The sequence below is a fragment of the Pseudomonas sp. 1L-B-1-E-C1 genome, from assembly GCF_057291835.1.
Window position 1 is genome coordinate 12,152 of record NZ_JBXAWN010000001.1, and the last position, 24,305, is coordinate 36,456.

24 protein-coding genes are annotated in these 24,305 nt (G+C 61.4%); 10 read left to right on the forward strand and 14 right to left on the reverse strand.

Features of this window, described 5'->3' with window-relative positions; all coding sequences use genetic code 11:
• Positions 1–43 precede the first annotated feature (43 nt).
• The 3 genes from AC0Z4S_RS00050 (at position 44) to AC0Z4S_RS00060 (ending at position 3,299) form a co-directional block, all read left to right on the forward strand.
• Positions 44–1,117 carry a diguanylate cyclase gene (locus tag AC0Z4S_RS00050; protein WP_485621556.1) on the forward strand — a complete coding sequence of 358 codons (1,074 nt, stop codon included), beginning with the start codon at positions 44–46 and terminating at the stop codon, positions 1,115–1,117.
• Positions 1,118–1,354: 237 nt separating this feature from the next.
• Positions 1,355–2,593, forward strand: a complete 1,239-nt coding sequence (locus AC0Z4S_RS00055; RefSeq protein WP_485621557.1) for a M20/M25/M40 family metallo-hydrolase — start codon at positions 1,355–1,357, stop codon at positions 2,591–2,593.
• A 403-nt stretch (positions 2,594–2,996) separates the two neighbouring features.
• A complete protein-coding gene (locus AC0Z4S_RS00060; protein WP_016774122.1) occupies positions 2,997–3,299 on the forward strand; it encodes a hypothetical protein in 303 nt (100 codons plus the stop codon).
• Positions 3,300–3,404: 105 nt separating this feature from the next.
• On the opposite strand, the gene AC0Z4S_RS00065 is transcribed toward AC0Z4S_RS00060, so the two are convergent.
• From AC0Z4S_RS00065 to AC0Z4S_RS00100, 8 genes are all read right to left on the reverse strand, one after another.
• Entirely contained in the window at positions 3,405–4,274 is an 870-nt protein-coding gene (locus AC0Z4S_RS00065) for an isocitrate lyase/PEP mutase family protein (RefSeq protein WP_016774123.1), read from the reverse strand.
• A gap of 153 nt (positions 4,275–4,427) precedes the next feature.
• Positions 4,428–5,462: an arginine N-succinyltransferase gene (astA, locus tag AC0Z4S_RS00070; protein WP_471879882.1), complete on the reverse strand. Its 1,035-nt coding sequence runs from the start codon at positions 5,460–5,462 to the stop codon at positions 4,428–4,430.
• A gap of 49 nt (positions 5,463–5,511) precedes the next feature.
• On the reverse strand, positions 5,512–6,528 hold the full coding sequence (locus tag AC0Z4S_RS00075) for an arginine N-succinyltransferase (protein ID WP_485621558.1): 1,017 nt from the start codon (positions 6,526–6,528) through the stop codon (positions 5,512–5,514).
• A gap of 118 nt (positions 6,529–6,646) precedes the next feature.
• On the reverse strand, positions 6,647–7,996 hold the full coding sequence (locus AC0Z4S_RS00080; protein WP_485621559.1) for an APC family permease: 1,350 nt from the start codon (positions 7,994–7,996) through the stop codon (positions 6,647–6,649).
• A 68-nt stretch (positions 7,997–8,064) separates the two neighbouring features.
• Entirely contained in the window at positions 8,065–8,817 is a 753-nt protein-coding gene (locus tag AC0Z4S_RS00085; RefSeq protein ID WP_485621560.1) for an N-formylglutamate amidohydrolase, read from the reverse strand.
• Positions 8,801–10,132, reverse strand: coding sequence for a type I glutamate--ammonia ligase (locus AC0Z4S_RS00090; protein ID WP_485621561.1), 1,332 nt, complete (start codon positions 10,130–10,132; stop codon positions 8,801–8,803). The genes AC0Z4S_RS00085 and AC0Z4S_RS00090 overlap by 17 nt, the downstream gene beginning before the upstream one ends.
• The gene (locus AC0Z4S_RS00095) at positions 10,129–10,773 is read right to left on the reverse strand and encodes a cysteine hydrolase family protein (RefSeq protein WP_485621562.1); all 645 of its coding nucleotides are present in this window, start codon (positions 10,771–10,773) and stop codon (positions 10,129–10,131) included. The genes AC0Z4S_RS00090 and AC0Z4S_RS00095 overlap by 4 nt, the downstream gene beginning before the upstream one ends.
• A 2-nt stretch (positions 10,774–10,775) precedes the next feature.
• Positions 10,776–11,630, reverse strand: a complete 855-nt coding sequence (locus tag AC0Z4S_RS00100; RefSeq protein ID WP_485621563.1) for a MurR/RpiR family transcriptional regulator — start codon at positions 11,628–11,630, stop codon at positions 10,776–10,778.
• 307 nt (positions 11,631–11,937) lie between these two features.
• Between AC0Z4S_RS00100 and AC0Z4S_RS00105 the strand changes: the two genes are divergently transcribed.
• Positions 11,938–12,507: a histidine phosphatase family protein gene (locus AC0Z4S_RS00105; protein ID WP_485621564.1), complete on the forward strand. Its 570-nt coding sequence runs from the start codon at positions 11,938–11,940 to the stop codon at positions 12,505–12,507.
• Positions 12,507–13,262, forward strand: coding sequence for a precorrin-6A synthase (deacetylating) (cobF, locus tag AC0Z4S_RS00110; protein WP_485621565.1), 756 nt, complete (start codon positions 12,507–12,509; stop codon positions 13,260–13,262). Before AC0Z4S_RS00105 ends, cobF begins: the two co-directional genes overlap by 1 nt.
• A gap of 219 nt (positions 13,263–13,481) precedes the next feature.
• Here the strand turns inward: cobF and AC0Z4S_RS00115 are convergent, their stop codons facing one another.
• Genes AC0Z4S_RS00115 through AC0Z4S_RS00125 form a run of 3 tightly spaced genes read right to left on the reverse strand, consistent with a single transcriptional unit; the run spans position 13,482 to position 16,063 of the window.
• Complete coding sequence (locus tag AC0Z4S_RS00115) at positions 13,482–14,663, reverse strand: acetyl-CoA C-acetyltransferase (protein ID WP_485621566.1); 1,182 nt, start codon at positions 14,661–14,663, stop codon at positions 13,482–13,484.
• Positions 14,664–14,674: 11 nt separating this feature from the next.
• Positions 14,675–15,340 (reverse strand): CoA transferase subunit B, encoded by a 666-nt coding sequence (locus AC0Z4S_RS00120; protein WP_039762320.1) that lies wholly within the window; start codon positions 15,338–15,340, stop codon positions 14,675–14,677.
• A 24-nt stretch (positions 15,341–15,364) separates the two neighbouring features.
• Complete coding sequence (locus AC0Z4S_RS00125; protein WP_042609530.1) at positions 15,365–16,063, reverse strand: CoA transferase subunit A; 699 nt, start codon at positions 16,061–16,063, stop codon at positions 15,365–15,367.
• A 278-nt stretch (positions 16,064–16,341) separates the two neighbouring features.
• Here AC0Z4S_RS00125 and AC0Z4S_RS00130 point away from each other — a divergent pair, with 278 nt between their 5' ends.
• Positions 16,342–17,277: a LysR substrate-binding domain-containing protein gene (locus AC0Z4S_RS00130; RefSeq protein ID WP_485621567.1), complete on the forward strand. Its 936-nt coding sequence runs from the start codon at positions 16,342–16,344 to the stop codon at positions 17,275–17,277.
• Positions 17,278–17,321: 44 nt separating this feature from the next.
• Here the strand turns inward: AC0Z4S_RS00130 and AC0Z4S_RS00135 are convergent, their stop codons facing one another.
• Together AC0Z4S_RS00135 and AC0Z4S_RS00140 are read right to left on the reverse strand one after the other, a co-directional pair.
• Positions 17,322–17,939, reverse strand: a complete 618-nt coding sequence (locus tag AC0Z4S_RS00135) for a DNA-3-methyladenine glycosylase family protein (protein WP_485621568.1) — start codon at positions 17,937–17,939, stop codon at positions 17,322–17,324.
• A gap of 58 nt (positions 17,940–17,997) precedes the next feature.
• Positions 17,998–19,080 carry a bifunctional transcriptional activator/DNA repair enzyme AdaA gene (locus AC0Z4S_RS00140; protein WP_485621569.1) on the reverse strand — a complete coding sequence of 361 codons (1,083 nt, stop codon included), beginning with the start codon at positions 19,078–19,080 and terminating at the stop codon, positions 17,998–18,000.
• A 109-nt stretch (positions 19,081–19,189) separates the two neighbouring features.
• Between AC0Z4S_RS00140 and AC0Z4S_RS00145 the strand changes: the two genes are divergently transcribed.
• Complete coding sequence (locus tag AC0Z4S_RS00145; RefSeq protein ID WP_485621570.1) at positions 19,190–19,621, forward strand: VOC family protein; 432 nt, start codon at positions 19,190–19,192, stop codon at positions 19,619–19,621.
• Here the strand turns inward: AC0Z4S_RS00145 and AC0Z4S_RS00150 are convergent.
• Positions 19,603–20,721: a carboxylate-amine ligase gene (locus tag AC0Z4S_RS00150; RefSeq protein WP_485621571.1), complete on the reverse strand. Its 1,119-nt coding sequence runs from the start codon at positions 20,719–20,721 to the stop codon at positions 19,603–19,605. The two genes, AC0Z4S_RS00145 and AC0Z4S_RS00150, sit on opposite strands and share 19 nt — an antisense overlap.
• 159 nt (positions 20,722–20,880) lie before the next feature.
• On the opposite strand from AC0Z4S_RS00150, the gene AC0Z4S_RS00155 reads away from it, so the two are divergent.
• From AC0Z4S_RS00155 to AC0Z4S_RS00165, 3 genes are all read left to right on the forward strand, one after another.
• The gene (locus AC0Z4S_RS00155) at positions 20,881–21,159 is read left to right on the forward strand and encodes a hypothetical protein (protein ID WP_485621572.1); all 279 of its coding nucleotides are present in this window, start codon (positions 20,881–20,883) and stop codon (positions 21,157–21,159) included.
• A 196-nt stretch (positions 21,160–21,355) separates the two neighbouring features.
• Complete coding sequence (locus AC0Z4S_RS00160; protein ID WP_485621573.1) at positions 21,356–21,961, forward strand: biliverdin-producing heme oxygenase; 606 nt, start codon at positions 21,356–21,358, stop codon at positions 21,959–21,961.
• Complete coding sequence (locus AC0Z4S_RS00165) at positions 21,958–24,192, forward strand: ATP-binding protein (protein WP_485621574.1); 2,235 nt, start codon at positions 21,958–21,960, stop codon at positions 24,190–24,192. Before AC0Z4S_RS00160 ends, AC0Z4S_RS00165 begins: the two co-directional genes overlap by 4 nt.
• Positions 24,193–24,305: the final 113 nt, after the last annotated feature.

Here is a 24,305-nt window from a genome sequence, read left to right on the forward strand (position 1 = left end):
CCGTGTCGGGGTGAAACCATTGCAGCGCGCGGTCGAGGCCCTTATGGGAAATACGCGGGGAAAGGGACTTTCACTGGCCAGGAGGCTGTACAGGTCGCGGGTGTTCGGGCTGCTGCTCGGGCTCATGTGCGTCAGCGTGGCGATGTATGCCCTCGATCCGCCGCTGTGGGTGTGGGGTTTGATGCTGTTCAATGGCCTGATCTGGCCGCATCTGGCGTTTCAATGGGCGCGCCGCTCAAGCGTGCCGTTTCGCGCCGAACACCGCAATTTGCTGATCGACGCATTCATGGGCGGCTTCTGGGTCGCCGCCATGCAGTTCAATCCGCTGCCCAGCGCAACCACGATTTCCATGATGGCGATGAACAATGTCGCCATCGGTGGCGGGCGATTTCTACTCGCCGGGACGGCGGCGCAGCTTTTCGGAATGGGCGTGGGCCTGGTGGTGTTTGCCCCGGCGTTCATCCCGCAAACAACGCCGCTGCAGCTATACGCCTGTTTGCCGTTGTTGTTGCTGTATCCGCTGGCGCTGGGCTGGATCTGCTTTCTCCAGGCCGCTACTCTCGGCCGGCACAAGCGTGAGCTGTTGGCGCTGAGTCGTACCGACAGCCTGACCGGTCTGCTCAATCACGGCGCGTGGAAGGACCAATTGGATCTTGCGTTTCAGCACTGCAAACGGCAGCAGCAGGGCGCGGCGATTGCGCTGATCGATATCGATCACTTCAAGGCAATCAACGACACCTACGGCCACGTCGCTGGCGACATCGTCCTGCGCCAGTTGAGCAAACTGCTCAAGCACAATCTGCGCGCCACCGATGTCGCCGGGCGCTACGGCGGGGATGAATTCTGCGTGATCCTGCCGGAATTGCCGCTGTTCAACGCCGCTCAGGCCATGGAAGCCTTGCGCGAACGCTTCGCGACGCTGGGCTATGAGCAGAACCCGGCGTTGAAGGTCAGTCTGAGCATTGGCCTGGCTGCGTATGACCCGAGTCATGCCGATGCCACGCGGTGGCTGGACGATGCTGATCAGGCGTTGTACGAAGCCAAGGCGAGTGGGCGCAATCGGGTGATTTGCAACAGCGACAACAAGCCGAGGCAGGCGTTGCTGGATTCGGTGTGACAGGTGTTTGTTGACCCCGTGTAGGAGCTGCCGAAGGCTGCGATCTTTTTGGGACGCAGAGCGTCCGGGGCTGTATTTCCACGCAGAGGGTGGGAACGATCAAAATCAAAGATCGCAGCCTTCGGCAGCTCCTACAGTTTGTTCGGTGTCGGTCTGGAGAGTGTCGCATCCGCTATAGAGCCTTGCGCCAATGTCGGTTACGGTTCAATCCCCCCGACACGAAACAAGGACTGCTTCATGACGTTCTCATTTCCCCGCTCTCTGCTGGCCGCCAGTCTCGGTCTGTCCCTCGCGTTCTCGGCCGTCAGCACCTTCGCCGAACCGCATAAACAAGTGCTCGCCGATGCCGAGCAGTACCAGCCCGAAGCCCTGAAGTTGTTGGAGCGGCTGGTCAATATCGACTCCGGCTCAGGTTATGAGCCGGGTCTGAAACAGGTCAGCGACATTGCCATCGATGAGCTGAAGAAACTCGGTGCAACCATTGAGCTGGTACCGAACACCCCGGAAAAATCCAGCCACGTGCTGGCCACGCTCAAAGGCACCGGCAAGGCGAAAATCCTCCTGATGGCGCACATGGACACGGTGTTCAAGGAAGGCTCCGCCGCCGAGCGGCCTTTCCACATCAAGGACGGCCGCGCCTACGGGCCGGGTGTAATGGATGACAAGGGCGGCATCGTCGCCGGCATCTACGCATTGAAAGTGCTGAAGAACCTCGACTTCAAGGATTACGCACAGATCACCTTCCTGCTCGACGCCAGCGAAGAAACCGGCTCGGACGTCGCTACCGATCTGATCAAGAAAACCGCCAAACAGCACGACGTCACCCTCAACCTCGAACCGGGGCGCCCGGCCGATGGCCTGGTGGTGTGGCGCAAGGGCAGTGCGACGGCGCTGGTCGAAGTCAAAGGCAAAGCCGCCCACGCCGGGGTCGCGCCAGAATTGGGGCGGAACGCGGCGATGGAAGCGGCGCACCAGATTCTGCAACTGGGCAAGCTCGGCGATGAGGCGAAGAAAACCACCATCAACTTCACCGTGCTAAAGGCCGGCGATCGCACCAATGTGATTCCTGATCAGGCCACGGCCAAGGCTGACGTGCGCGCGGCGGTGCCGGAGGAGTTTGATCGTATCGAGAAGGATCTGGCGCGGGTCTCGCAAGACAAGTTGATTGCCGAGACCGAAGTGAAAACGTCCTTGCAGCGCGGACTGCCGCCGATGCCGCAAACGGCCGAGTCGGATCGCCTGATGGCCATGGCTCAGGGGATTTACGGTGAGATTGGCCGCAAGTTGACCGAGGAGGGCAGTGGTGGCGCGGCGGATGCCAGCCTGTCCGCAGGCGTAGGGACGCCGACGCTGGATGGCTTCGGAATCGTTGGCGGTAATATTCACACGCCCGAGGAATACGCCGAAGTGGCGAGCGTGGCGCCGCGGATTTATCTGTTGTCGCGGATGATCATGGAGTTGGCCAAGCCGCGGTGATGGAATTGGTGGTGTGAATGTTTGGGGCGGGGTGTCAGTTGACTCGCCCCTCACCCTAGCCCTCTCCCCCAGGAGAGGGGACTGCCCGTGTTGTTTGTAGTCAATGCGGCAACCTTGAGATTTTCTGCTGAATTCAATTTCGAATTCAACACGGTCCACCACGTCGGCGCAGATCCTGAGCATTCCCCAATCGGTTCCTTCTCCCTCAGGGAGAGGGCTAGGGTGAGGGGCTTTTGTGGGAAAAGTGGAAGTCGCGGACGGCGCACAAACAATACCGAAAAGTCCGACAGAAGCTCTCGTTGCGACCGTTGGGCGCGGCTCTTATAGTCTCGGTTCGCAGATACCTCTGCAACGATCTTGGCCGGTCGAATACAGCACCTGACCCCTCTTTGGAGTGAACCCTATGACCGACCAAGTAATGCCGCGCTACCTCCCCATCGACACCTACGACGCCGAATCGCCGGTGCTCTTCATCAATACCCATACAGAACTCAGCGACATGGCCGCCTGTGCGATGCACCGGTTTGTGGTCGTGCGGGATCTGGCCGATACCTTTGCCAGCCTTAACCTCAAGGGCATCTCCGATTGTGATCTGACGCGGGTGACCAGCGCGGTTCATCTGTTGATGCGTGAGGGCTGTGCGATTCTGAATGTGATCCAGGCGCGGGCGGCGCAGCGGGAGGAGGGTTACAAGACGCCGGTTTAGCGGTGCCGCAATAGACGCTTTCGCGAGCAGGCTCGCTCCCACAGGGGACCGCATTTCAACTGTGGGAGCGAGCCTGCTCGCGAAGGGGCCGGTGCAGCGTGTGCATCACTCCTTGACGCTCATGTATTCCTTGGCCCAGAGAATGTATTCCTCCGGCTGGGTATAGGTGTGGGTCAATTCGGTCGCGCTCAGGTCGGAGGCCTGGGTAAAGATCTGCCGCTGTTCGCGCAGGCTGTCGTAAGTGGCCTTGATCGCGGCGAAGTAGGCGCCGTGGCCGTCGATGGTTACGCGCACACCGAGTTCGGCCAGGCGCTTGTCGTCGCGCAGGGCCGGGTTGCCGTAGGTGACCAGCATCAGCGGCACCGTCAGGTGCTCGGCGATCTGTTCCAGTTGGTCGAAGTCCTGCACGCCGACCATGCAGATACCGTCAGCGCCCGCCGCCTGATATTGGCGGGTGCGGCTGATGATTTCCTGATTCGGCAGAATGCCGGCGTTGGTGCGGGCGATGATCGCCATTTCCGTGTCGACCCGGGCTTCCAGCGCCGCGCGGATCTTGCCGACGCCTTCGGCAACGGTGATCAGGTCGGTGGATTTGCGGCCGAATTGCGCCGGCAGCAAAGTGTCTTCGATGGTCAATGCCGCGACACCGGCGCGCTCCAGTTCGACAATGGTGCGCATCACGTTGAGAGCGTTGCCATAGCCGTGATCGGCGTCGGCGATCACTGGCAATTGGGCGACGCGGCCAATGCGCGTTGCCTGTTCGGCGAATTCGCTGAGGGTGATCAGGGCGAAGTCCGGGGCGCCGAGCACCTGCAACGAGGCCACGGAACCCCCGAGAATACCCACTTCGAAACCCAGGTCAGCGGCGATGCGGGCGGACATCGGATCAAACACCGAAGCCGTGTGATAGCAGGTGTCGGAGGCCAGCAGCTGACGGAAATTACGGCGCAAATCTTGATGGGAAAGCCTGGTCATACGAGTCCACCAATACATAAGGAATGGAGAGGCTTGAGCAAAGGTGTCAACGCCGAAGAATGAAAAGGCTATCACGCGGATGGGTCAGGAATCATGACGAATTTGCGCGGCAGGACTGGCGGCTGAAAGGTTTAACCCTCTGTGCTGAACCTATCAGGCCGCCACGGCGTGCTGCTGTTGATGGGGCAGCAGCACTGCGCGCACCGAATTGCCCGGCTGCAATTGCAGGCGTTTGGCCGTGAGACGATCAACCATCAGGCTATTGCCCACCAGTCGCCCGGGCGCCACGGTGATGCGGCAGTTTTCCAGGCGGCGGTTGTGAATCAGCCATAGCGGCGCCTGCTCGTCCGGGGTGCCGAGGCTCAGGGTCAGTTCGAGGCTGTCGCGTACCGTGCGGATGCTGCGCACCGGCGCTTCGATGACCGGGCCTCCGTCGAAAATGTCGATGTAGCCTTTGTGCGCAAAGCCTTCGGCCTGCAGGATTTTCAATGCCGGCTGGGTGTTCGGGTGAGTCTGGCCGATCGCGGCCTGCGCCTGTTCGGTCAGCAGGCAGGTATAGAGCGGCTGACGTGGCATCAATTCGGCGATGAAGGCTTTGTTGCCCAGGCCGGCCAAGTGATCGGCGTGGGTGAAATCAATCTGGAAAAAATGCCTGCCGAGGCTGTCCCAGAATGGCGAACAACCGTTTGCATCGGCACTGCCGCGCAATTCGGCGATCATCTTCTCGCCAAACAGGTGCGGGAATTCGGCGACAAACAGCAGACGCCCCAGCGACAGCAAACGCCCATTGCTGCCGCTGCGCTGGTCGTGACGCAGGAACAGCGAGCACAGTTCCGATTGCCCGGTCAGCTCGTTGTTGAGAAACAACGTCGGGATCTGTCGTTGAATACCCAGGTCGGGTGCCGAACTGACGGTCACGCCCAGCCGGTAGTTGTACCAGGGCTCGCGCAAACCGACGGCGCCGGCCAGCGCACTGACGCCGACTACGCGCTGGTCATCGTCCTCGAGGACGAACAGGTAATCGGCATCGGCCCGTTCCACCTGCTCGGCGAAGGCCCGTTGCGCCCAGCGTACCCGATGCGCCAGTCGATCCTCGTTGGCCGGAAGGGTGGTGAAGCCTGGCCCTGCCTGTTGCACGAGGGTCATCAACGCAGGCAGGTCACTGACTTTAACTGGACGGACAATCATGCTCTAACTCCTTCGGCGTACCGATTCAGGCGCGAACGGGGGAGGCGGATCACAAGGCGACCAACCGTATCGAACTGCCATCGCTCACTTTCAGCGCCGCACAGATCTCGGGGGTGAGGGGCAGCGGTTGATCGGGGTGATAGTCGAGCTCGGTGACGATGGCGCGGTAGTCATGCAGAGCGTCGTTGCTCAACAGATAACGGCCACGAGCGTCCATCGAAGCGTGTTGTCGAACGATGGCGGTCTGGCTGCCAGTGATCGAACGAATGTTCGCGGTGCGCGCATACAGGGTCGGACCGGCATCGAACAGATCGATGTAGCTGTTGGTTTCGAAGCCTTCGCGCTCAAGGATGTCGAACGCTTCCTGACCGTCCGGATGGACCCGGCCGATGCAGTCCTGCGCCGCTTGCGGCAGCATCGGCACGTAGATCGGGTATTGCGGCATCAGTTCGGCGAGGAACGTGCGGCTCTGCAACCCGCACAGACGCTCGGCTTCGGCGTAGGGCAGGTCGAAGAAGTGCTTGCCCAGCGCATCCCAGAATGGCGAGTGACCCTGCTCGTCGCTGTAGCCGACGATCTCGGTAATCACCGCTTCGGAGAACCGCTGCGCATGGGCGGCAATGAACAGCAGGCGCGCCCGCGACAACAGTTCGGAAAACGGCGTGCGCACCAGCGTGGCGTCGATGTGGAACCCGCGCAGCAGGGTATGCCCGCTAAGGTCATGGCAGAGCGACAACGCCGGCACGCCATGCTCGATGTTCAATTCACGCGAGGCGCTGGTGAAATGGCGGTTGCGCAGGCTGTAGAACGGCTCCTTGAAGCCGGCGGTGGCCAGGATTTCCGAGCAGCCGACCAATTGCTGACGATCAGGATCTTCGAGCACAAAGAAATAGTTCTCCGGCCCCTGCGCCGTGGCCGCGCTGTCGAAGGACGCGCACGAGGCAGCGATTTTGTCGCGCAGGTGGTCGCTGTCATCGGGCAGCGAGGTCACGCCGATCAGGCTCTCGCGGGCCAGGCGCTGTAGCTGGGGCAGATCATTCTGCTCGACTGGACGTAAGACCAGCATGGATGTACTCCTGTATCAAAAGGTTCGGCCCATTCGCCGAACCTGACTATCACTGTCGGTTTCCACGCGTTGAATCGGCGGTCGCCTGATTTGTTGTCAGACGCCGCTCTTTTTCTTGTCAGCCATTGCTCGGATCGGGCAACACCGTACTGGCGCCGAGCTTGTTGAGGAAGAACAGGTAGACCAGACCCAGAGCGATCCAGATCAGGCCGAGTTTCTGCGCATCGACGCCCATGTTGTACATGATGGCGGCGACGATGATGAAGCCGATCACCGGGCAGAGCAGATGGCGCACAAACTGGCCTGACTTCTGCCGACGCCAGTAGTGGTTGATCACCGTCAGGTGCAACAGCATGAAACCGCTGAGGGCGCCGAAGTTGATCAGCGAAGTGAGAATGTCCACCGCCTCGATGAACAGGTAGCAGATCAGCAGCGACAGCACCGCCACCAGATAAATGCTCAGGTAAGGCGTGTTGTGTTTCGGATGGACCCTGGCCAGCACCTTTGGCAGTTTGCCGTCGCGGGCCATGCCGAACAGCAGGCGCGACACGGCGGCCTGCGAGGTGATCGCCACCGCGACGCCCCACGCCAGCGCCGTCGCTACGGCGGTCAGGGTCGCCAGCCAGCTGCCGGCGGCCATTTCAGCGATTTCATAGAAGGCGGTATCGGCGGACTTGAAGCCCATGCCTGCCGCCAGATCGGTGGCAATCCACGTCTGTACGACGAAAATCGTGCCCATCACCGCCAGGGTAATCAGTGCTGCTTTGCCGACGCTGCGGCCCGGATCTTCCTTGATTTCTTCGGCGAGGGTCGAGATCGCGTCAAAGCCGAGGAATGACAGCACGGCGATCGACACCGCCTGCATCAGCAAGGCGAAGTTGAAGGTTTCCGGGTGATACAGCGGCGCCAGCGTCAGCTCGCCGTTACCGCCGCCGTTGTGCAGAGCATTCCAGGCATAAAACAGGAAGATGCCCAACACCACCAGTTGCGCCAGCAGGAACAGGATGTTCATCCGTGCGGTAAAAGTGATGCCGCGCAGGTTGACGAACGTCGCGCTGACCAGGAACGCCAGAATGAAACCGACCTTGGGAATCTCCGGGTACAAATGGTTGAGCGCCATCGCCGCATACAGGTACAGCAGCGGCGGAATCAGCAGGTAATCGAGCAACATCAGCCAGCCAGCGATGAAGCCGACGTGTTGATTGAGGCCGCGCTGGGCGTAGGAATACACGGAGCCGGCAATCGGAAAGGCCTTGGCCATGCTGCCGTAGCTCAGCGCGGTGAACAGCATCGCCACCATGCCGATGATGTAGGCCAGCGGCACCATCCCCGGTGCCTCGGCATTGACGTAGCCATACACCCCGAACGGGGCGATGGGGATCATGAAGATCATCCCGTACACCACCAGATCGGTCAGCGTCAGGCTCCGTTTCAACTCTTGCTTGTAGCCGAAATCTTCAATTTCCATGAAGCGCAACTCCTTGTCAGCCATCGGTCGTTTCAGTTGTTCTATCGGTCGATCATTTACCGCCATTCTTACAGCAAGGGTGCCAGGTAGCCGGCCCAGCGCGAGACGGCTTCGGGGCTGCGCAGCAGATCATTGCGCACTTCGATCAACACCGCCTCCAGCCCACGGGCATCGCCGTGCACCGGTACGGTCATGTCGCCCAGCGGATCAATTCTGTACGGCTGGTTACCTGCGACTTTCAGCGGATGCGCTTGCAGTCCGTCGAGCAGGCGCTGGGCGTAGGCTTTGGCCTGGCCGAACAACACGCCGATTTCCAGTGGTCGCGGCTGGCCGTAATACACCGGGGTGAAACTGTGAATACCGACCACGCGCACCGCTTGGCCTTGGGCAATGCGCTCGTCGATCAATGTCTGCAAACGTGCGTGAAACGGTTTGAACAGGGTCTGGCGGCGATACTCGCGGGCCGCTTCGTCGAGCTCGCGGTTGCCGGGGATCTGATAGATCTCGCTCTGCACTGGAATGCTGTCCGGCGCATGACGCGGGCGGTTGAGGTCAATCAACAGCCGTGAATAGTTGGCGCTGAGCAGGGTGGCGCCAAGTTGTTCCGACAATTGTTCGGCCAGTTGCAGCGCGCCGATGTCCCAAGCGATGTGTTCGCGCGCGGCAGGCTCGTCCAGGCCCAGATTGTTCAGGGCGTCGGGGATGTAACGACTGGCGTGTTCGCACACAAGGATCAACGGATTCGTCGAGTCCTCGCGGCTCAGGTTGTAGACCGGGCGGGTGTACAAGCCCAGCTCGGCGGATTCAGTACAGGCGTGCATAGTGCTCACACAAGTCAGCGGGCGAGAGCTGTTCCGTCAGCGCCAGTTCCTCGGTTTTCAGGGCGTAATAAGTGTCGAGCAACGGCTTGGGCAGCCATTCGTTGAAGGCTGCACTGTCGCGCAGGCAATCCAGCGCCTGGGCCAGTGAGGCGGGCAGGGCCACGATGCCCCGGGCCTTGCGTTGCTCGTCGTTGAGTGAATCGGGAATTTCATCGGTAATCGCGTTCAGGGCCAGACGCTGTTCGATGCCCAGTCGCCCGGCGATCAGCAACGCGGCCATGGCCAGATGCGGCGAGGCGGTGGCGTCCATGGCGCGGAATTCCAGGTTGAACTGCTGCGCGGCGGACTTGCCACCCAACGTCACGGTCGGGCAGATGCGCAGCGCCGCTTCCCGGTTCTGCTGCCCCAGGCAGGCGTACGACGCGCTCCAGTGATGCGGCTGCAAGCGTTCGTACGACAGCGGCGTCGGCGCGGTAAAGGCGCAGAGTGCGGGCAGATAATGCAGAACGCCGGCAGCCCAGTGCTGACCGATGCTCGACAGACCGTTGCTGGTGCCGGCGTCATACAGCATCGGTTGACCGGCCAGATCGAGCAGGCTGATGTGCAGATGCACACCGTTGCACACCGCTTCGGCGGCGGTCTTCGGCGCGAAACTCAATTCCAGACCCAGCTGCCGGGCGATTTCCCGGGTGATTTCGCGCACGTTGACTGCACGATCAGCCGCCGCCACGCCCAAGGTCGGGCGGCAGGTGATTTCGTATTGGTGCTTGCCGTATTCCGGCAGGAACATTTCCGGCTCGACGCCACCGGCGCGCAGGGCACTGAGCAGCCAGCCGCCGAACTCGGCGCCTTGGCGCTGCGCTTCGAGAGAGAACGCTGCGTGTTCGGCGACGCCTGCGTGCAGGTTGAACTCGTGTTCGAAGGCTGCGTTGACCTGCAAACCCAGTTCATCGCGATAGCGCTCGATTTCATCGCGCAGCAGCGTGCGCGGACAGGCGCCCCACGCCTGGCCATCGGTTTCGCGGATGTCGGCGTGGATGAAGTCCAGCGCCGGCGCGTTGGCATCCGGGCCGCTGCCGACGGTAACGCGGCTGCTCGGATCCGGAATCAGACGCAGGTCGCCGTATGCGCCCCACGGATTGCTCGAGGCGATGATGTCTTGTGGCGTCAACGCGCTGTTGGCCGGGACCCAGCCGCAACCCGCTGCCTGATAGTGCTCAAGCTCGTCGGTAGGGAACGAGCGGCCACGGGTGATGCCGATCAGATCGGTGGTCACCAGAGTGGTCATCGGCAGCGGCGTCAGGCGTGTGCTCATGGCTGCATCTCCTGCAAACGCCCGAGCACGGTGTCGGTGTCGGTGATCCAGCAGTAACCCTTGATTGCATTCAGGCAGGCGTGGTGGCGTTCGGCTGTGTAAGTGGCGCAGGCGTCCTCCACCAGCGTCACCAGATAGCCACGGTCGGCGGCGTCGCGCACGGCCATGTCCACGCATTGGTCGGTGACGATGCCAGCGATGATCAAATGACGGGTCTGCAAGTTGCGCAGCACGTAGTCGATGTTGGTCGAATTGAAGACCCCGGAGGAGGTCTTCGGCAGCACGATTTCGTTCTCGGCCGGGGTCAGTTCAGCGATGACCTGAGCTTGCGCGCTGCCCTTGGGCAGGTGCATGTCCGACAGCTTGTGATCCAGCGAGCGGTCGCGACCGTCGGCGGTCAGGCTTTCGATAATCGTGTGCAGCACGTTCTGCCGCGCCTGGCGAAAGGCGCCAAGCAGACGTTGTTGATTGGGCACCACCTGGCTGCGCGCACGCTGGAGAAAATACTCGGCATCCGGCCCGCTCAGGTGCGGGTCGAATTGCGGTTCGAGCCAGGCGCGCTGCATGTCCACCAGCAACAAGGCGGTGTGGTCGAACGCAAACGGCAGGTCCCGAGGCGAGTGGTGGGGAAGGCTGAACATCCTTATTTTTCCTCCAGCAGGTGAGTCGCAAAGTCATTGCGCAGGGCGTCGATGCCTTCCAGGCGATCGGCCGGGTCCGGCACGCGCAAGGTCAGGCAGGCAATCAGCGCCTCGACCTGCGCCAGCGCCGGCACCATGGTGTCGAACGGTGACGCCGATTCCACCGGGGCGCTGATGATCAGGTCGGCCATCTCGCGCAGCGGCGAGGCATAGATATCGGTGAACAGCACCACCCGTGCGTTGTTGTTCTTCGCCGCGGTGGCGACGCGCAGGGCTTGGGTCTGGTAGCGCCGGTAGTCGAACACCAGCACCACATCCTGGCGTTGCAGATCGAACAAACGGTCGGGCAACAGGGCGTTGTCTTCCAGGGCGAAGCAACCGGGACGCAGCAGGCGCAGATGGTTGAGCAGGTAATTGGCCATAAGGATGCTGAAACGGCCACCGAAGCAGTAAACCTGATGGCGGGTGTCGAGCAGCCATTCCACGAGGATCCGCACGTCTTCGGGTTGGGTCAGCGCCTGGGTGTCGACCAGCAAGCGGTGGCTGTCGGCCAGATAATGGCCCCAGGCATCGTCCTTGTTCTGCTGCGAGCGCGGCTGCAGCAACGTGCGCGGCGAGCGCAAGCGATGGTCCATGTCGCTGAGCAATGCTTCCTGAAATTCGGCATAACCGCCAAAACCGAGCTTTTTCACCAGGCGCACGATGGTCGGATCGCTGACTCCGGCATGTTCGGCCAAACGCGCCATTGGACCGAGACCATTGCGCGGATACTGATCGAGCAGGGCGCGGACGACTTTGCGCTCTGACGGCGTCAGTTCCAGACCGGGGTCGGTGATCAGGTCTCTGAGAGGGGGCATCCGGGCTCCTGCTGGATGAGGGTGTCGAATTCGTTTCACAATCCGTTAAAAGAGTATTTATGTAATGGGCGCTACATGTCTAGCGAATTTTTGTACAGGTGCAGAAAGCACCAAAAGCGTGCAAGGAGCCCGTGTAACAAGGGCTACGTGGAAGTAGCAGGATGTTGTAGTCCATTGCCTTATACCGTGTCAGACATTGCCCATTCGGTTTGCGGCCGGCAGTACTGAAGTTTATCGTTTGCGGCACAATAGGCCGCGAATTGGCTGATTGCCGTTGGTTTCATATCTTTCGACCGAGTACCTGCCTGTGCCAAGTAGCCGTTTGACGTTGATTTGCCATGCGCGAACCGTCGCACAAAAACTGGCGCGTTTTCCTACGAACGAGCCTGTTGAAGATTTGGCTTTAGCGTCTGACGTATTCAGGGCGCGATTCCCCTCGCCACGGCGACTGATTTGCGCGCCTGAGTTGCGTACCCGGCAAACGGCGGCGTGGTTTGGCGCCGATGCGCAGATTGACCAGGCCCTGCGCGATTGTGATTGGGGGCGCTGGCACGGCCAATCGATCAAGGAGCTGCAAGCCTATGAGCCTGAAGCGTTACACGCTTGGCTGGTCGATCCTGAAGCAGCCCCCCATGGCGGCGAATCGGTCAGGCAACTGACGCAACGAGTTACGAAGTGGCTGGACACAATCGCCCCAACGCCCGGGCATGTGGTAGCGGTCACCCATCCGTTCGTCATTCGCGCGGCGCTGATGCAGGTGCTGCAGGGCGCAGCGTTCAATGCGATCGACGTCGAGCCGCTGTCGGTGATCGAGCTGCGCTTCAACGGTATCTGGCGTCTGCGCTTGCCGGGCATGGCCCTTGAAGAGGCATTCTGATGAAACAGCTGCTGGTCATCGGCATTGGCGCCGGCAATCCGGACTACATCACGATGCAGGCAGTGAAAGCGCTGAATCGGGTCGATGTGTTCTTTCTGCTGGATAAAGGCCAGAGCAAGCAGACGCTGATCGACCTGCGCCGGGAGATCTGCGAGCGCTACATCACCGATCATGCTTATCGCTTCGTCGAAGCCCGCAGTCCCGAGCGCGAGCGCGGCGATGTCGACTACACGGCGAGCGTCGATGCACTGAACCGCGCCAAACAGCTGACCTTCGAGCGGCTGATCAATGAAGAATTGTCCGACGGCCAGTGCGGCGGTTTTCTGATATGGGGCGATCCGGCGTTGTACGACAGCACGCTGAGGATCCTCCAGGCAATAGAGGCGTCGGGACAGTGTGAATTCGAGTACGAGGTGATTCCCGGGATTACCAGCGTTCAAGCCCTGGCTGCGCAGCACAAGATACCGCTGAACACGATTGGCCGTTCGGTGGAAATCACCACGGGCCGGCGGCTGGCGGCGGGGCAGGTGAGTGAGGCAGACAGTCTGGTGGTGATGCTTGATGCCGAGAATTCATACCAGCGCGTGGCGGATCGGCAGACCGAGATTTTCTGGGGCGCTTACCTCGGCACACCGGATGAGATTCTGCTCAGCGGCCGGCTGGCGGATGTGGCGGAGGAGATCGAGCGGGTGCGCAAAGCGGCGCGGGCGGAGCATGGGTGGATTATGGATACCTATATGCTACGCAAGCCTTGAGTGGTTGGCGCCTGAACAAGCGCTTTCGCGAGCAGGCTCGCTCCCACATTCTGGACTGCATTTCCCTGTGGGAGCGAGCCTGCTCGCGAAGGCGCCAGAACATTCACCACAGCTTCTCGACAGGCAAAAAAAGACCCGGTGCAACGCAAATCGCACCGGGTTTTTTGTTGCCAGCCAACAGCGGATGTCGTGGATCCGCCGTCAACCTTGAACTCCGTATCAGGCGCGTTCCAACGCCAAAGCCACACCCTGACCGCCGCCAATGCACAAGGTCGCCAGACCTTTTTTCGCATCGCGCTTGAGCATTTCGTGCAGCAATGTCACCAGCACGCGGCAACCCGATGCGCCGATCGGGTGACCAAGAGCGATGGCGCCGCCGTTGACGTTGACCTTGTCCAGATCCCATTGAAGATCCTTGGCCACCGCCAGCGATTGTGCAGCGAACGCTTCGTTGGCTTCGATCAGGTCGAGCTGGTCGATGTTCCAGCCGGCCTTGTCGAGGCAGCGGCGGGTGGCCGATACCGGGCCGATGCCCATGATTGCCGGGTCGACCCCAGCGTTGGCGTAGGCAGCGATTCTGGCCAGAACCGGCAGGCCGAGGGCTTTGGCTTTTTCGGCACTCATCAGAATCACGGCGGCGGCACCGTCGTTGAGCGAGGAGGCGTTGCCAGCGGTGACGCTGCCATCCTTTTTGAACGCCGGACGCAGTTTCGCCAGGGATTCGGCGGTGGTATCGCCCCGTGGCTGCTCGTCGACCTTGAACGCGACCGGATCACCCTTGCGCTGGGGAATCAGGATCGGAGTGATTTCATCGACGAAGCGCCCGGCCTCGATGGCCGCAGCAGCTTTCTGTTGGGAAGCAGCAGCAAAAGCGTCCTGCTGTTCGCGGCTGATTCCGTACTTGTCGACCAGATTTTCTGCAGTGATGCCCATGTGGTAATCGTTGAACGCATCCCACAGGCCGTCGCTGATCATGGTGTCGACGATTTGCGCGTGGCCCATGCGCAGACCGGTGCGGGCGCCCGGCATGATGTAGTTGGACAGGCTCATGTTTTCCTGGCCGCCGGCGATGATCACCTCGGCGTCGCCGCAGCGGATTGCCTGCGCACCCAGATGCAGAGCCTTGAGGCCGGAACCGCAGACCTTGTTCAGAGTCATCGCCGGTACCGCATGGGGCAGGCCGGCCTTGATCGCGGCCTGACGCGCCGGGTTCTGCCCGGCGCCGGCCGTCAACACCTGGCCCATGATCACTTCATCGACCTGCGCACCGTCCAGGCCGGTCTGCTCGAGCAACTGGCGGATCACCGCCGCGCCCAGATCTACCGCGGATACGTTGGCCAGGGAGCCCTGAAAACTGCCGATCGCGGTACGCGTGGCGGCAACAATGACGACGTCTTGCATTTTCGAATTCCTCACTCGGCAGCGAACTGCATTTCCGGTACGTGATCCGGGACGATCAGTTTACCAGCGGTTTTGGCGACGATTTCTTCAACGCTGACGCCAGGTGCGCGTTCCTTGAGGACAAAAGCGCCATTTTCGATTTCCAGATAGGCGAGGTCGGTCAGCACGCGCTTGATGCAGCCGGCGCCGGTCAGCGGCAGGCTGCATTTGGCCAGCAGCTTGGATTCACCGTCCTTGGACGCGTGGGTCATGATGACAATGATGTTGTCGGCACCGGCCACCAGGTCCATGGCGCCGCCCATGCCCTTGACCAGTTTGCCGGGGATCATCCACGAAGCGATGTTGCCTTCGACGTCGACTTCGAACGCGCCGAGTACGGTCAGGTCGACATGGCCGCCGCGGATCATCGCGAAGGATTCGGCGGAATTGAAGATCGACGCGCCGATCCGCGCAGTTACCGTTTGTTTGCCGGCGTTGATCATGTCGGCATCGATGGTTTCTTCGGTCGGAAACGGACCCATGCCGAGCAGGCCGTTTTCCGATTGCAGCATGACTTCCATGCCTTCGGGGATGTAGTTGGCGACCAGGGTCGGAATGCCGATACCGAGGTTGACGTAGTAGCCGTCCTGCATTTCGCGGGCGACGCGTTGAGCCATTTGTTCGCGGGTAAGTGCCATGTTGTTGTTCTCCGTGGGCCTGAATTATTTGCGGATGGTGCGTTGTTCGATGCGTTTTTCGAACGTGCCGCAAATGACCCGGTCGACGTAGATGCCCGGGGTGTGGATCTGCGTCGGGTCGAGTTCGCCGGGTTCGACGATTTCTTCGACTTCGACCACGGTGATCTTGCCGGCGGTGGCGGCCAGCGGGTTGAAGTTCTGCGCGGTGTGACGGTAAACGACGTTGCCGAAATGGTCGGCCTTCCAGCCTTTGACGATGGCGAAGTCGCCGGTGATGGATTCTTCCATCAGGTACTTGCGACCCTTGAATTCTCGCACTTCCTTGCCTTCGGCGACCGGAGTGCCAACGCCGGTGGCGGTGAAGAACGCCGGAATGCCTGCGCCGCCGGCGCGCATCTTCTCGGCGAGGGTGCCCTGCGGGGTGAGGATGACTTCGATGTCGCCCTTGAGCAGCTGCTCTTCGAACAGTTTGTTTTCGCCAACGTACGAGGCGATAACTTTGCTGATCTGGCGGTCGGTGAGCAGCACGCCAAGGCCGAAACCGTCGACGCCGCAGTTGTTGGAGACGACAGTGAGGTCGCGGGTGCCCTTGCGCTTGATCTCGGCGATCAGGTTTTCCGGAATGCCGCACAGACCGAAGCCGCCGGCAATGACGGTCATGCCGTCTTCCAGCCCGGCCATCGCTTCCTCGTAGGAACTCACACGCTTGTCGAAACCTGCCATAGGCACCTCTTTTATTATTTGCGGGCGGCTGGCTAGCCGAATGACTGGAGTGTCTCTCCGTGGAATATATTTGTTAAGTTGATTTTTGCGGTTGATTGATTGATAAACGTCAATAATTAATGTTTCGGCGATCTCCTGTAGGAGCTGCCGAAGGCTGCGATCTTTTGCCGTTGATTTTCAAGATCAAAAGATCGCAGCCTTCGGCAGCTCCTACAGAGGGCCATCGTTTCACGGCTTGCAGCTTGAAGCTTGCCGCTCGCAACTGGAGCAAAGCGACCATGACCATCAAACAGATCCGTGCGTTTCTCGCCGTGGCCCACAGCTTGAGTTTCGCCGTCGCTTGCGAGCGCCTGCACCTGTCCCAGTCGGCATTGAGCCTGACCATCAAAGCGCTGGAGGAGGGGTTGGGCGGGCGGCTGTTCAGCCGCAATACCCGGAATGTCGCGCTGACCCCGGAGGGCGAATCCCTGCTGCCGCTGGCACGCCGGTTGATTGCCGACTGGGACAACGCTGAAGACGAGATGCGTCAGCGTTTCAGCCTGCAACGCGGGCGCGTGACGCTGGCGGCGATGCCGTCGTTTGCCGGCAATCTGCTGCCGCCGATTCTCAAGAGTTTTCGCGCGCGTTATCCGAACGTCAACGTCACGGTCAATGACGTGATCAACGAGCAAGTGCTGGAAATGGTCCGCGACCGGCAGGTCGAACTCGGCGTCGCGTTCGCGCCGATGCAGAGCACGTCGATGACGTTCACGCCTCTCTATGTCGATCGCTTCGTCGCGGTGGTGCCAGCGGATTCAGCGCTGGCCGATCGCGCCGACATCGATTGGCAGACCTTGTTGCAGGAACCGTTCATCACCCTGCAGCGGCCATCGACCGTGCGGGTCATGCTTGAAGAGCATTTGCAGGCACGCGCAATGAAGTTGCCGGTGGAGTTCGAGAGTCATCAATTGGCGACGGTCGGCCGCATGGTCGCCAGCGGGCTCGGGGTCAGTGCGGTGCCGGCGTTGTGTGCGGGGCAAATGCGCGAGTTGGGTGCACATTGCCTGACCTTGAACGATTCGGTCGAGCGGGCAATCGGTGTGCTGACCGAGCCGGGCAATGAATTGTCGGCGGCGGCGCAGGCGTTGTTCGAGATTCTCAAGGCTGAAGATCTGCAGCGCCAGTTCGATCTCCCGCTCACCCCGGGAGCGCGGAAACAGAGCGCCGAACGCTGATTCAGTGTGGGAGCGAGCCTGCTCGCGAAGAACGATAACGCGGCCTAACCCTTGGCCACCCGCCACAGATACCAGGCCGCCACCGTCCGATACGGGCTCCACGCCCGTCCAATCTCGATCATCTGTTTGCGCGTCGGCTGCGCGTCCAGCCCCTTCAACCGCCGATAACCCTCACGCACACCGAAGTCATCCGCCGGCAGGATGTCCATGCGTTCCAGGCTGTAGATCAGCAGCATCTCCACGGTCCAGCGGCCGACGCCGCGCAGGCTGGTCAAACGTTCGATCAGGGTTTCATCGTCCATGACCCGCGCCGTCGGGTAATCCGGCACCACGCCGTCCAGCGTCGCCTGGGCAATCCCTTGAATCGTCGCAATCTTGCTCGCCGAAAAACCGCAAGCACGCAGTTGCTCGACCTCAGTCGACAGAATCTGCTCCGGACGCGGAAACGCCTGCCCGGGAAACAACCCCACCAGACGCCCGAGAATCGCATCGCCAGCTTTGGCGTGCAGTTGCTGATAGGCAATCGCGCGCACCAGCGACTCATACGGATCCCGCGCCGGGTGCGGCTGATGCAGGCAGGGGCCAACGGCACGGATATGGCGCTGCCAGTCAGTGTCTATTGCGGCGAGAAAGGCGCTGGCCGCGTCGTACGCGTCAGTCATGCTGCCGTGGGTCGAGCGTAATCATTGAAATCCCTTGTCGCTTGATCAATTGAATGCTTCAGAAAGCCAGTTGCTGAGTCATTTGCAGCACAGCGTTTTCCAGCCTGAGCAAAAACGCCTTGCGCGGCTGGCCGCCACCATAGCCGGTCAGCGAGCCGTCCGCGCCGATCACTCGGTGGCAGGGCACCACGATCGACAGGCGATTGTGCCCGTTGGCCAGGCCTACCGCACGGCTGGCGCCGGGTTTGCCCAGCGCGGCGGCGATAGCGCCGTAAGTGCTGGTATGGCCGTAGGGGATTCGCAGCAGCGCCGCCCAGACCTCGCGGGCGAACGCGCTGCCGGGCAGGTGCAACGGCACGCTGAATTGCGTGAGTTTGCCGGCAAAATAATCCGCCAGTTGCACCTCGATCTGCTGCAAGTGGCCGTTGTGCCCCGGCGCGACCGCGTAGCCATAACGGTTTTGCAGCGCTTCGACTTCACGGGTCAGCGCCGGACGATCAAGAAACTCCAGCAGCACCAGCCCACGGCGCTCGGCCATGGCGATCATTGGCCCCAGCGGCGTGGTCAGGCGGGTGAACAGCAACGGCTCACTGTTGGCGGCTCGGCCCGGGGTAATGTGGAAAGACTTCTGAAAGGCGTCGCGAAAACCACTGAGCGACTCATAGCCGGAATCAAACGCAGCGTGATCTATCGACGCGCCTTGCCTGATTCCGCCCAGGGCCATGCCGAGGCGGCGGGTACGCAGCCAGGCGTGGAAGGTCATGCCGAAGTGCTGCTTGAACCAGCGCCGCAACTTCAGCGGCTCGATGCCTTCGGCGAGCAATTGTGCATCGCTCCAGCGCCGTTCGGGATCGGCGTCTACCGCGTTGAGCAGGCGCTGCACCCAGTCCGGGGCGATGGCTGCCGCGTCCAGTGGCTTGCAACGCAGGCAGGCGCGATAGCCCGCGCACAGGCATTCGTCGGCATGGGCAAAGAATTCGACGTTCTCCGGTTTCGGCTTGCGCGCCGTGCAACTGGGGCGGCAGAAGATCCCGGTGGTTTTCACCGCCGTGAAGAATACGCCTTCGTAGGCAGTGTCGCGTTCGAGCATGGCGCGAACCATTTCGGCGTGGGGTGGCAGGACAGCGGCTGGTATGTTCATGGCCTGAGAGTAAATCCGCTTTGTCGATGGCTCCACCGAAAAATCGACAGTGAATTTTTTCGCTGGTGCAGCACAATGAGCGGGTCGCCGCTTTCAAGGAAGCCAACCCATGCATCCGTTTTCCATTCAGCGCATCGATCACATCGTCCTGCGCGTCGCCGATCTGCAACGCAGCATCGATTTCTACGCTAGGGTATTCGGCGCCGAAGTGGTCAGGCACAACCAGCCGCTGGGGCTGGTGCACTTGCGGGCCGGCACGTCGATGATCGATCTGGTTGACCTGGCGGGCGAACTCGGGCGCAAGGGCGGTGGTGCGGCTGGGGCGGACAAACGCAATGTCGATCACTTTTGTCTGCGCATCGAGCCGTTCGACGAAGCCGCGCTCATCGCTCACCTGCAGTCGTTCGGGCTGACCGTGGAGCGAGCCGCCAGACGTTTCGGTGCTGAGGGTTACGGCCTGTCGCTGTACTGTTTCGACCCGGACGGCAATCAGGTCGAACTCAAGGGGCCGTCCGAAGACGCTCAGCCAGCCGTTTCCTGAAGCAACAGTTCGGTCACTTGCGCCAGGGCCGAGCGGCCGTTTTGCGGTTGTTCAGACGCCAGGTTGAACAGCGCCAGTTGCCGATCGGCGCTGGTGCCGCTGTCAATGATCGCCCGCGCACGTTCGAACAATTGCGCCGCGCCCAATGCCTGCGCGGTCTCGGCAAAACGCTGCTCGGCCAGTTCCAGCCACTGCGCGGTCGAACAGTCACCGTCGATGCCTTCGACCAGAAAGCGCGCATGAATCCCCAGGCGTTTGGCCCGCCAGCGGTTCTCTTCCAGCATCGAACGCGCGGTCTGGTCGTACAGCAGACCGGGGCGCCGCTGTGCACTGGCATGAGCCACCAATACGCGAAAAAACGCCGCGAGCGTCAGCGCATCATCGACCCGCGGGCAAGCGTCGGTCATGCGCAGTTCGAGAGTCGGAAAGCGCGCGGCCGGACGTACACCCCACCAACACTCGCTCGGCTGAGTGATCGCGCCGATGCGCGTGAGAAACGCCAGGTGCTCGTCGTAATGGCGCTGATCGGCAAACAGCGGCGGGATGCCCATGCGGGGCCATTCGTCGCAGGCCGTCTGCCGGTAACTCATGAAACCGCTGCCGGCGCCATCCCAGATTGGCGATGAACAGCTCAGCGCCAGCAGGAGCGGCGTCCACGGCAGCACTTCGTTCATCACCGCAATGCGATCCAGCGGCTCGATCACTTCGACGTGCACATGCAGGCCTGACAACACGCTGCGCCGCGCGACATGGCCGTAGCGTTCGAACAAATATTGGAAATGTTCCTCGTCGGTCGGCACCTGCTCACGCCAGTCGGCCAGCGGATGACTGCCGGCGCTGAGCACGCCCAGGCCAAACGGTTCGAGGACTGCTCCCAAGGCCTGACGGCTGCCACGGAGAAAGTCGCCGGCATGCAGAAAGTCGCTGAACACCGGCGAGGCCACCTCGATCTGCCCCTGAAACATCTCCGTGGCAAACCACACACCCAGCGCCCCCCGGCAAGCCTCGATCGCCTGTGGTGGCGGGCTGCCGACCATGCGCAGGGTCTGCAGATCAGTGAGGAAATACTCTTCCTCGATACCGACTCGCGGATGGCTCATGGCGGTGCTCGGGTGAGTGTTTCTGTTGAGAACAGTCCGCAGTAGTGGTGGTTCAAGCCAGGCGACCAGTGCCGCGAATGCACCGTTGGTCTTGTCCATTGCACTTGAGCGGCCAGGGCGTTTCCAAACAAGTCCGATCAACGTGTTCTGGAGGCAGACATGAACCACCCATCCAGCAACGACAAAACCCTCGATGACACCGGCAATCCCAACGACGACGGCTTTGCCATCGGTACGGCCGGGCGTGATGAAGATCCCAACGCCACCACCGACTGGGACGTCAGCCGTGACAGCGAAGATGTCATGACACCGGACGATACTCGCGGTTTGCCCGGTTACCCTGGCGCCGAACACAGTAACCCGTCAAAACGCGTTCCCGACACCAGCGTGCCAGCCAACGGTGATCCATCCGTGCAGAACGACAGCGCCGCTGACTGAGGCGGTGGAGGGTGGCAGGATAATGGCGTCGGTCGAACTTTTTCGATCCGGCGCCACTCTCAAACTGTCATAGGGGCGCGGCTCGACAGAAAAAACGCTTCTGCAGGCAGAAAAAGCCTCGTAGCGTGATAAATTCCCACCCCACGTCGTGCCCACCCAGAATGGCCCCTGCCGGGTCCCACCAAGAGCGATCTACATGCAAGCAAAGGCCCGTGAGGTTTATGTGCCACCGGTGCTGCAGGATCTGCGGGCCGGCACAGCCGAACTGCACATCGCACTGGAAAAACGCCTTCCTTTTTTCTCCGACTCCCTCGATACCCCCGCTTTCGAACGCTTGATGGCGGCCTATTACGGTTTCTATCAGCCGCTGGAACGGGCGTTGCTGGTCAGCGGGGCGGTGCCGGACGATTTCAACCTGACGCCTCGTTTGAAGGCCGACACCTTGCACGCCGACCTGCGCGCGCTGGGCGCAATGGCCAATGACTTGCCGCTGTGCGAAGACTTGCCGGTGATCGACTCCAGCGCCGCCAGCCTTGGGGTTCTTTACGTGCTCGAAGGCGCCACTCTCGGCGGGCAGATCCTGCGTCGGGAAATCGCCGCTCGACTGAACCTGGATGCTGACAATGGCGCCGCGTTTCTGGATGTCTACGGCGCGGCCACCGGTCGGCGCTGGCGCGAGTTCATCGAATACCTGAGCATCCGGCCCATGGATGCCAGCGAACGCGCGGCCGTGGTCAGCGCAGCACAAACCACATTCAGCTGTTTCGAGCAGTGGCTCGAGCGCCAGGAGGTACTGGCATGAACCTGCAAGACCAACAAGCCTTTGAAGAACTGCTGGCCAACTGTGCCGACGAGCCGATCCGCTTTCCCGGCGCGATACAGCCTCATGGTTTGCTGCTGACCCTGAGCGAGCCTGCGCTGCAGATCATTCAGGTCAGCGCCAACGTCGAAACCCTGCTGGCCCGCGCGCCCGAATCGTTGATCGGCCAGCCGCTGCACAGCCTGATCGGCGCCGAGCACACCGGGCAAGTGCTTGAAGCCTTGCAAACGGCGTTTTCCGAAGCGGCGCCGCTGCGCCTGGAGCTTAACGGCACCGCCTTCGAAGGTTTGCTGCATCGGCACCAGGGCGTACTGATTCTCGAGCTCGAGATCCACGTAAAGAATTTCCAGCCGCGCAACGTCGCCGGGGTAAACACCCATCTGGGCCGCATGCTCCAGCGTCTGCAAGCGGCGACCACGCTGCAGGCCTTGTACGACATCAGCGTCAAGGAAATCCAGGCAATGACCGGCTACGACCGGGTGCTTATCTATCGCTTCGAGGAAGAGGGCCACGGTCAGGTCATCGCCGAAGCGTCCGATCCGTCGATGGAAGTCTTCAACGGTCTGTTCTTCCCGGCCTCGGACATCCCCGAGCAGGCACGCGAGCTGTATCGCACCAACTGGCTGCGGATCATCCCCAATGCCGATTATCAGCCGGTGCCGCTGGTGCCGAAGTTGCGTCCCGATACCCATACACCGCTGGACCTGAGTTTCGCCACGTTGCGCAGCGTCTCGCCGATTCACTGCCAGTACATGAAGAACATGGGCGTGTTGTCGTCGATGAGCATTTCCCTGCTCAAGGGCGACAAGCTCTGGGGCCTGATCAGCTGCGGCAACCGCCAGCCGCTGCACGTGCCGCATGAGTTGCGCATGGCCTGCCAGACCATCGGCCAGGTTCTGTCGTTGCAGATCAGTGCGATGGAAACCCTGGAACTGACCCGCCAGCGCGAAGAAAAGGTCGAGGCGCTGGCGCGGCTCAATCAAGCGATGATCGATTCGCCGCAGAACGTGTTCGACGGCCTCGCTCAGCAGCCGGCGACGCTGATGGCGCTGGCCAACGCCGGTGGCATCGCGATCATCGAAGACAAACAATTGCACCGTTACGGCAACTGCCCGGCGCCGGAAGAGATTCGTGCGTTGCACAAATGGTTGCAGGAACGCGGCGAGCCGGTGTTTGCCAGCCATCATCTGTCCAGTGTTTACCCGCCAGCGGCGCAGTATCAGTCAGTGGCCAGCGGTGTGCTCGCCATGAGCCTGCCCAAACCCGTGGACAACGGGGTGCTGTGGTTCCGTCCGGAAGTGAAGGAAAACATCAACTGGAGCGGCGACCCGCGCAAACCGCTGGACCTGGAAAACTCCGACGCCGGTCTGCGCCTGCGTCCGCGTACCTCGTTCGAGATCTGGAAAGTCGAGATGGCCGGGATCTCCACCAAGTGGAGCCACGGTGATCGATTCGCCGCCAACGATCTGCGCCGCTCGGCGCTGGAAAACGATCTGGCCCGCCAGGTGCGGCGCGAGCAGGAGGCCGTGCAGGCGCGCGATGATCTGGTGGCGGTGGTGTCCCATGACCTGCGCAACCCGATGACGGTGATTTCCATGCTCTGCGGCATGATGCAAAAAGCCTTCAGCTCGGAAGGCGCGCACACTTCGCGGCGTATCTCCACGGCCATCGACACCATGCAACAGGCCACGGCGCGGATGAACACGCTGCTGGAAGACCTTCTCGATACCTCGAAAATCGACGCCGGGCGCTACTCCATCACCCCGCAGCCGCTGGACGTCGGGCATATTTTCGAAGAGGCGCAGGCCTTGCTTTTGCCGCTGGCGCAGGTCAAGGACATCAACATTTCCTTCCAGTCCGATCCTGATCTGCGCATCCATGCCGATCCTGAGCGGCTGTTTCAGGTGTTGTCGAATCTGGTCGGCAACGCGATCAAATTCACCCCGCGCATGGGTACGGTGGGTGTGCATGCCAGATCGGTCGGCGATGAGATCGTCTTCACTGTGCGTGACAGCGGTGAGGGCATTCCAAAAGAGCACTTGCCGCATGTGTTTGATCGCTACTGGACGGTGAAAGAAGGCAACCCGACCGGTACCGGCCTTGGTTTGTATATCACCCAGGGCATCGTTGAAGCTCACGGCGGGCAGATCGTCGCCGAGAGTGAGCCGGGGCAGGGTAGTGAGTTCCGCTTTACCGTACCGCGTCTGGCCTGAGTGGCGCTGTAGGGGGAGTCTGCTCGCGATGGCCTCAGTCCTGACAAATCTGTTGTGACTGACCGAACGCTTTCGCGAGCAGGCTCGCTCCCACAGGTCTTGTGGGGTGTGAG

Coding starts and splice junctions, on each gene's coding strand:
- AC0Z4S_RS00065 (WP_016774123.1), bottom strand. CDS start 4,274: ATGACCAGGCTTTCCCATCAAGATTTGCGCCGTAATTTCCGTCAGCTG.
- AC0Z4S_RS00115 (WP_485621566.1), bottom strand. CDS start 14,663: ATGCAAGACGTCGTCATTGTTGCCGCCACGCGTACCGCGATCGGCAGT.
- AC0Z4S_RS00140 (WP_485621569.1), bottom strand. CDS start 19,080: ATGAACATACCAGCCGCTGTCCTGCCACCCCACGCCGAAATGGTTCGC.
- AC0Z4S_RS00135 (WP_485621568.1), bottom strand. CDS start 17,939: ATGACTGACGCGTACGACGCGGCCAGCGCCTTTCTCGCCGCAATAGAC.
- AC0Z4S_RS00145 (WP_485621570.1), top strand. CDS start 19,190: ATGCATCCGTTTTCCATTCAGCGCATCGATCACATCGTCCTGCGCGTC.
- cobF (WP_485621565.1), top strand. CDS start 12,507: ATGAAACAGCTGCTGGTCATCGGCATTGGCGCCGGCAATCCGGACTAC.
- AC0Z4S_RS00160 (WP_485621573.1), top strand. CDS start 21,356: ATGCAAGCAAAGGCCCGTGAGGTTTATGTGCCACCGGTGCTGCAGGAT.
- AC0Z4S_RS00075 (WP_485621558.1), bottom strand. CDS start 6,528: ATGCTGGTCTTACGTCCAGTCGAGCAGAATGATCTGCCCCAGCTACAG.
- AC0Z4S_RS00055 (WP_485621557.1), top strand. CDS start 1,355: ATGACGTTCTCATTTCCCCGCTCTCTGCTGGCCGCCAGTCTCGGTCTG.
- AC0Z4S_RS00150 (WP_485621571.1), bottom strand. CDS start 20,721: ATGAGCCATCCGCGAGTCGGTATCGAGGAAGAGTATTTCCTCACTGAT.
- AC0Z4S_RS00100 (WP_485621563.1), bottom strand. CDS start 11,630: ATGCCCCCTCTCAGAGACCTGATCACCGACCCCGGTCTGGAACTGACG.
- AC0Z4S_RS00155 (WP_485621572.1), top strand. CDS start 20,881: ATGAACCACCCATCCAGCAACGACAAAACCCTCGATGACACCGGCAAT.
- AC0Z4S_RS00095 (WP_485621562.1), bottom strand. CDS start 10,773: ATGTTCAGCCTTCCCCACCACTCGCCTCGGGACCTGCCGTTTGCGTTC.
- astA (WP_471879882.1), bottom strand. CDS start 5,462: ATGATTGTCCGTCCAGTTAAAGTCAGTGACCTGCCTGCGTTGATGACC.
- AC0Z4S_RS00050 (WP_485621556.1), top strand. CDS start 44: ATGGGAAATACGCGGGGAAAGGGACTTTCACTGGCCAGGAGGCTGTAC.
- AC0Z4S_RS00060 (WP_016774122.1), top strand. CDS start 2,997: ATGACCGACCAAGTAATGCCGCGCTACCTCCCCATCGACACCTACGAC.
- AC0Z4S_RS00085 (WP_485621560.1), bottom strand. CDS start 8,817: ATGCACGCCTGTACTGAATCCGCCGAGCTGGGCTTGTACACCCGCCCG.
- AC0Z4S_RS00090 (WP_485621561.1), bottom strand. CDS start 10,132: ATGAGCACACGCCTGACGCCGCTGCCGATGACCACTCTGGTGACCACC.
- AC0Z4S_RS00120 (WP_039762320.1), bottom strand. CDS start 15,340: ATGGCACTTACCCGCGAACAAATGGCTCAACGCGTCGCCCGCGAAATG.
- AC0Z4S_RS00165 (WP_485621574.1), top strand. CDS start 21,958: ATGAACCTGCAAGACCAACAAGCCTTTGAAGAACTGCTGGCCAACTGT.
- AC0Z4S_RS00080 (WP_485621559.1), bottom strand. CDS start 7,996: ATGGAAATTGAAGATTTCGGCTACAAGCAAGAGTTGAAACGGAGCCTG.
- AC0Z4S_RS00130 (WP_485621567.1), top strand. CDS start 16,342: ATGACCATCAAACAGATCCGTGCGTTTCTCGCCGTGGCCCACAGCTTG.
- AC0Z4S_RS00125 (WP_042609530.1), bottom strand. CDS start 16,063: ATGGCAGGTTTCGACAAGCGTGTGAGTTCCTACGAGGAAGCGATGGCC.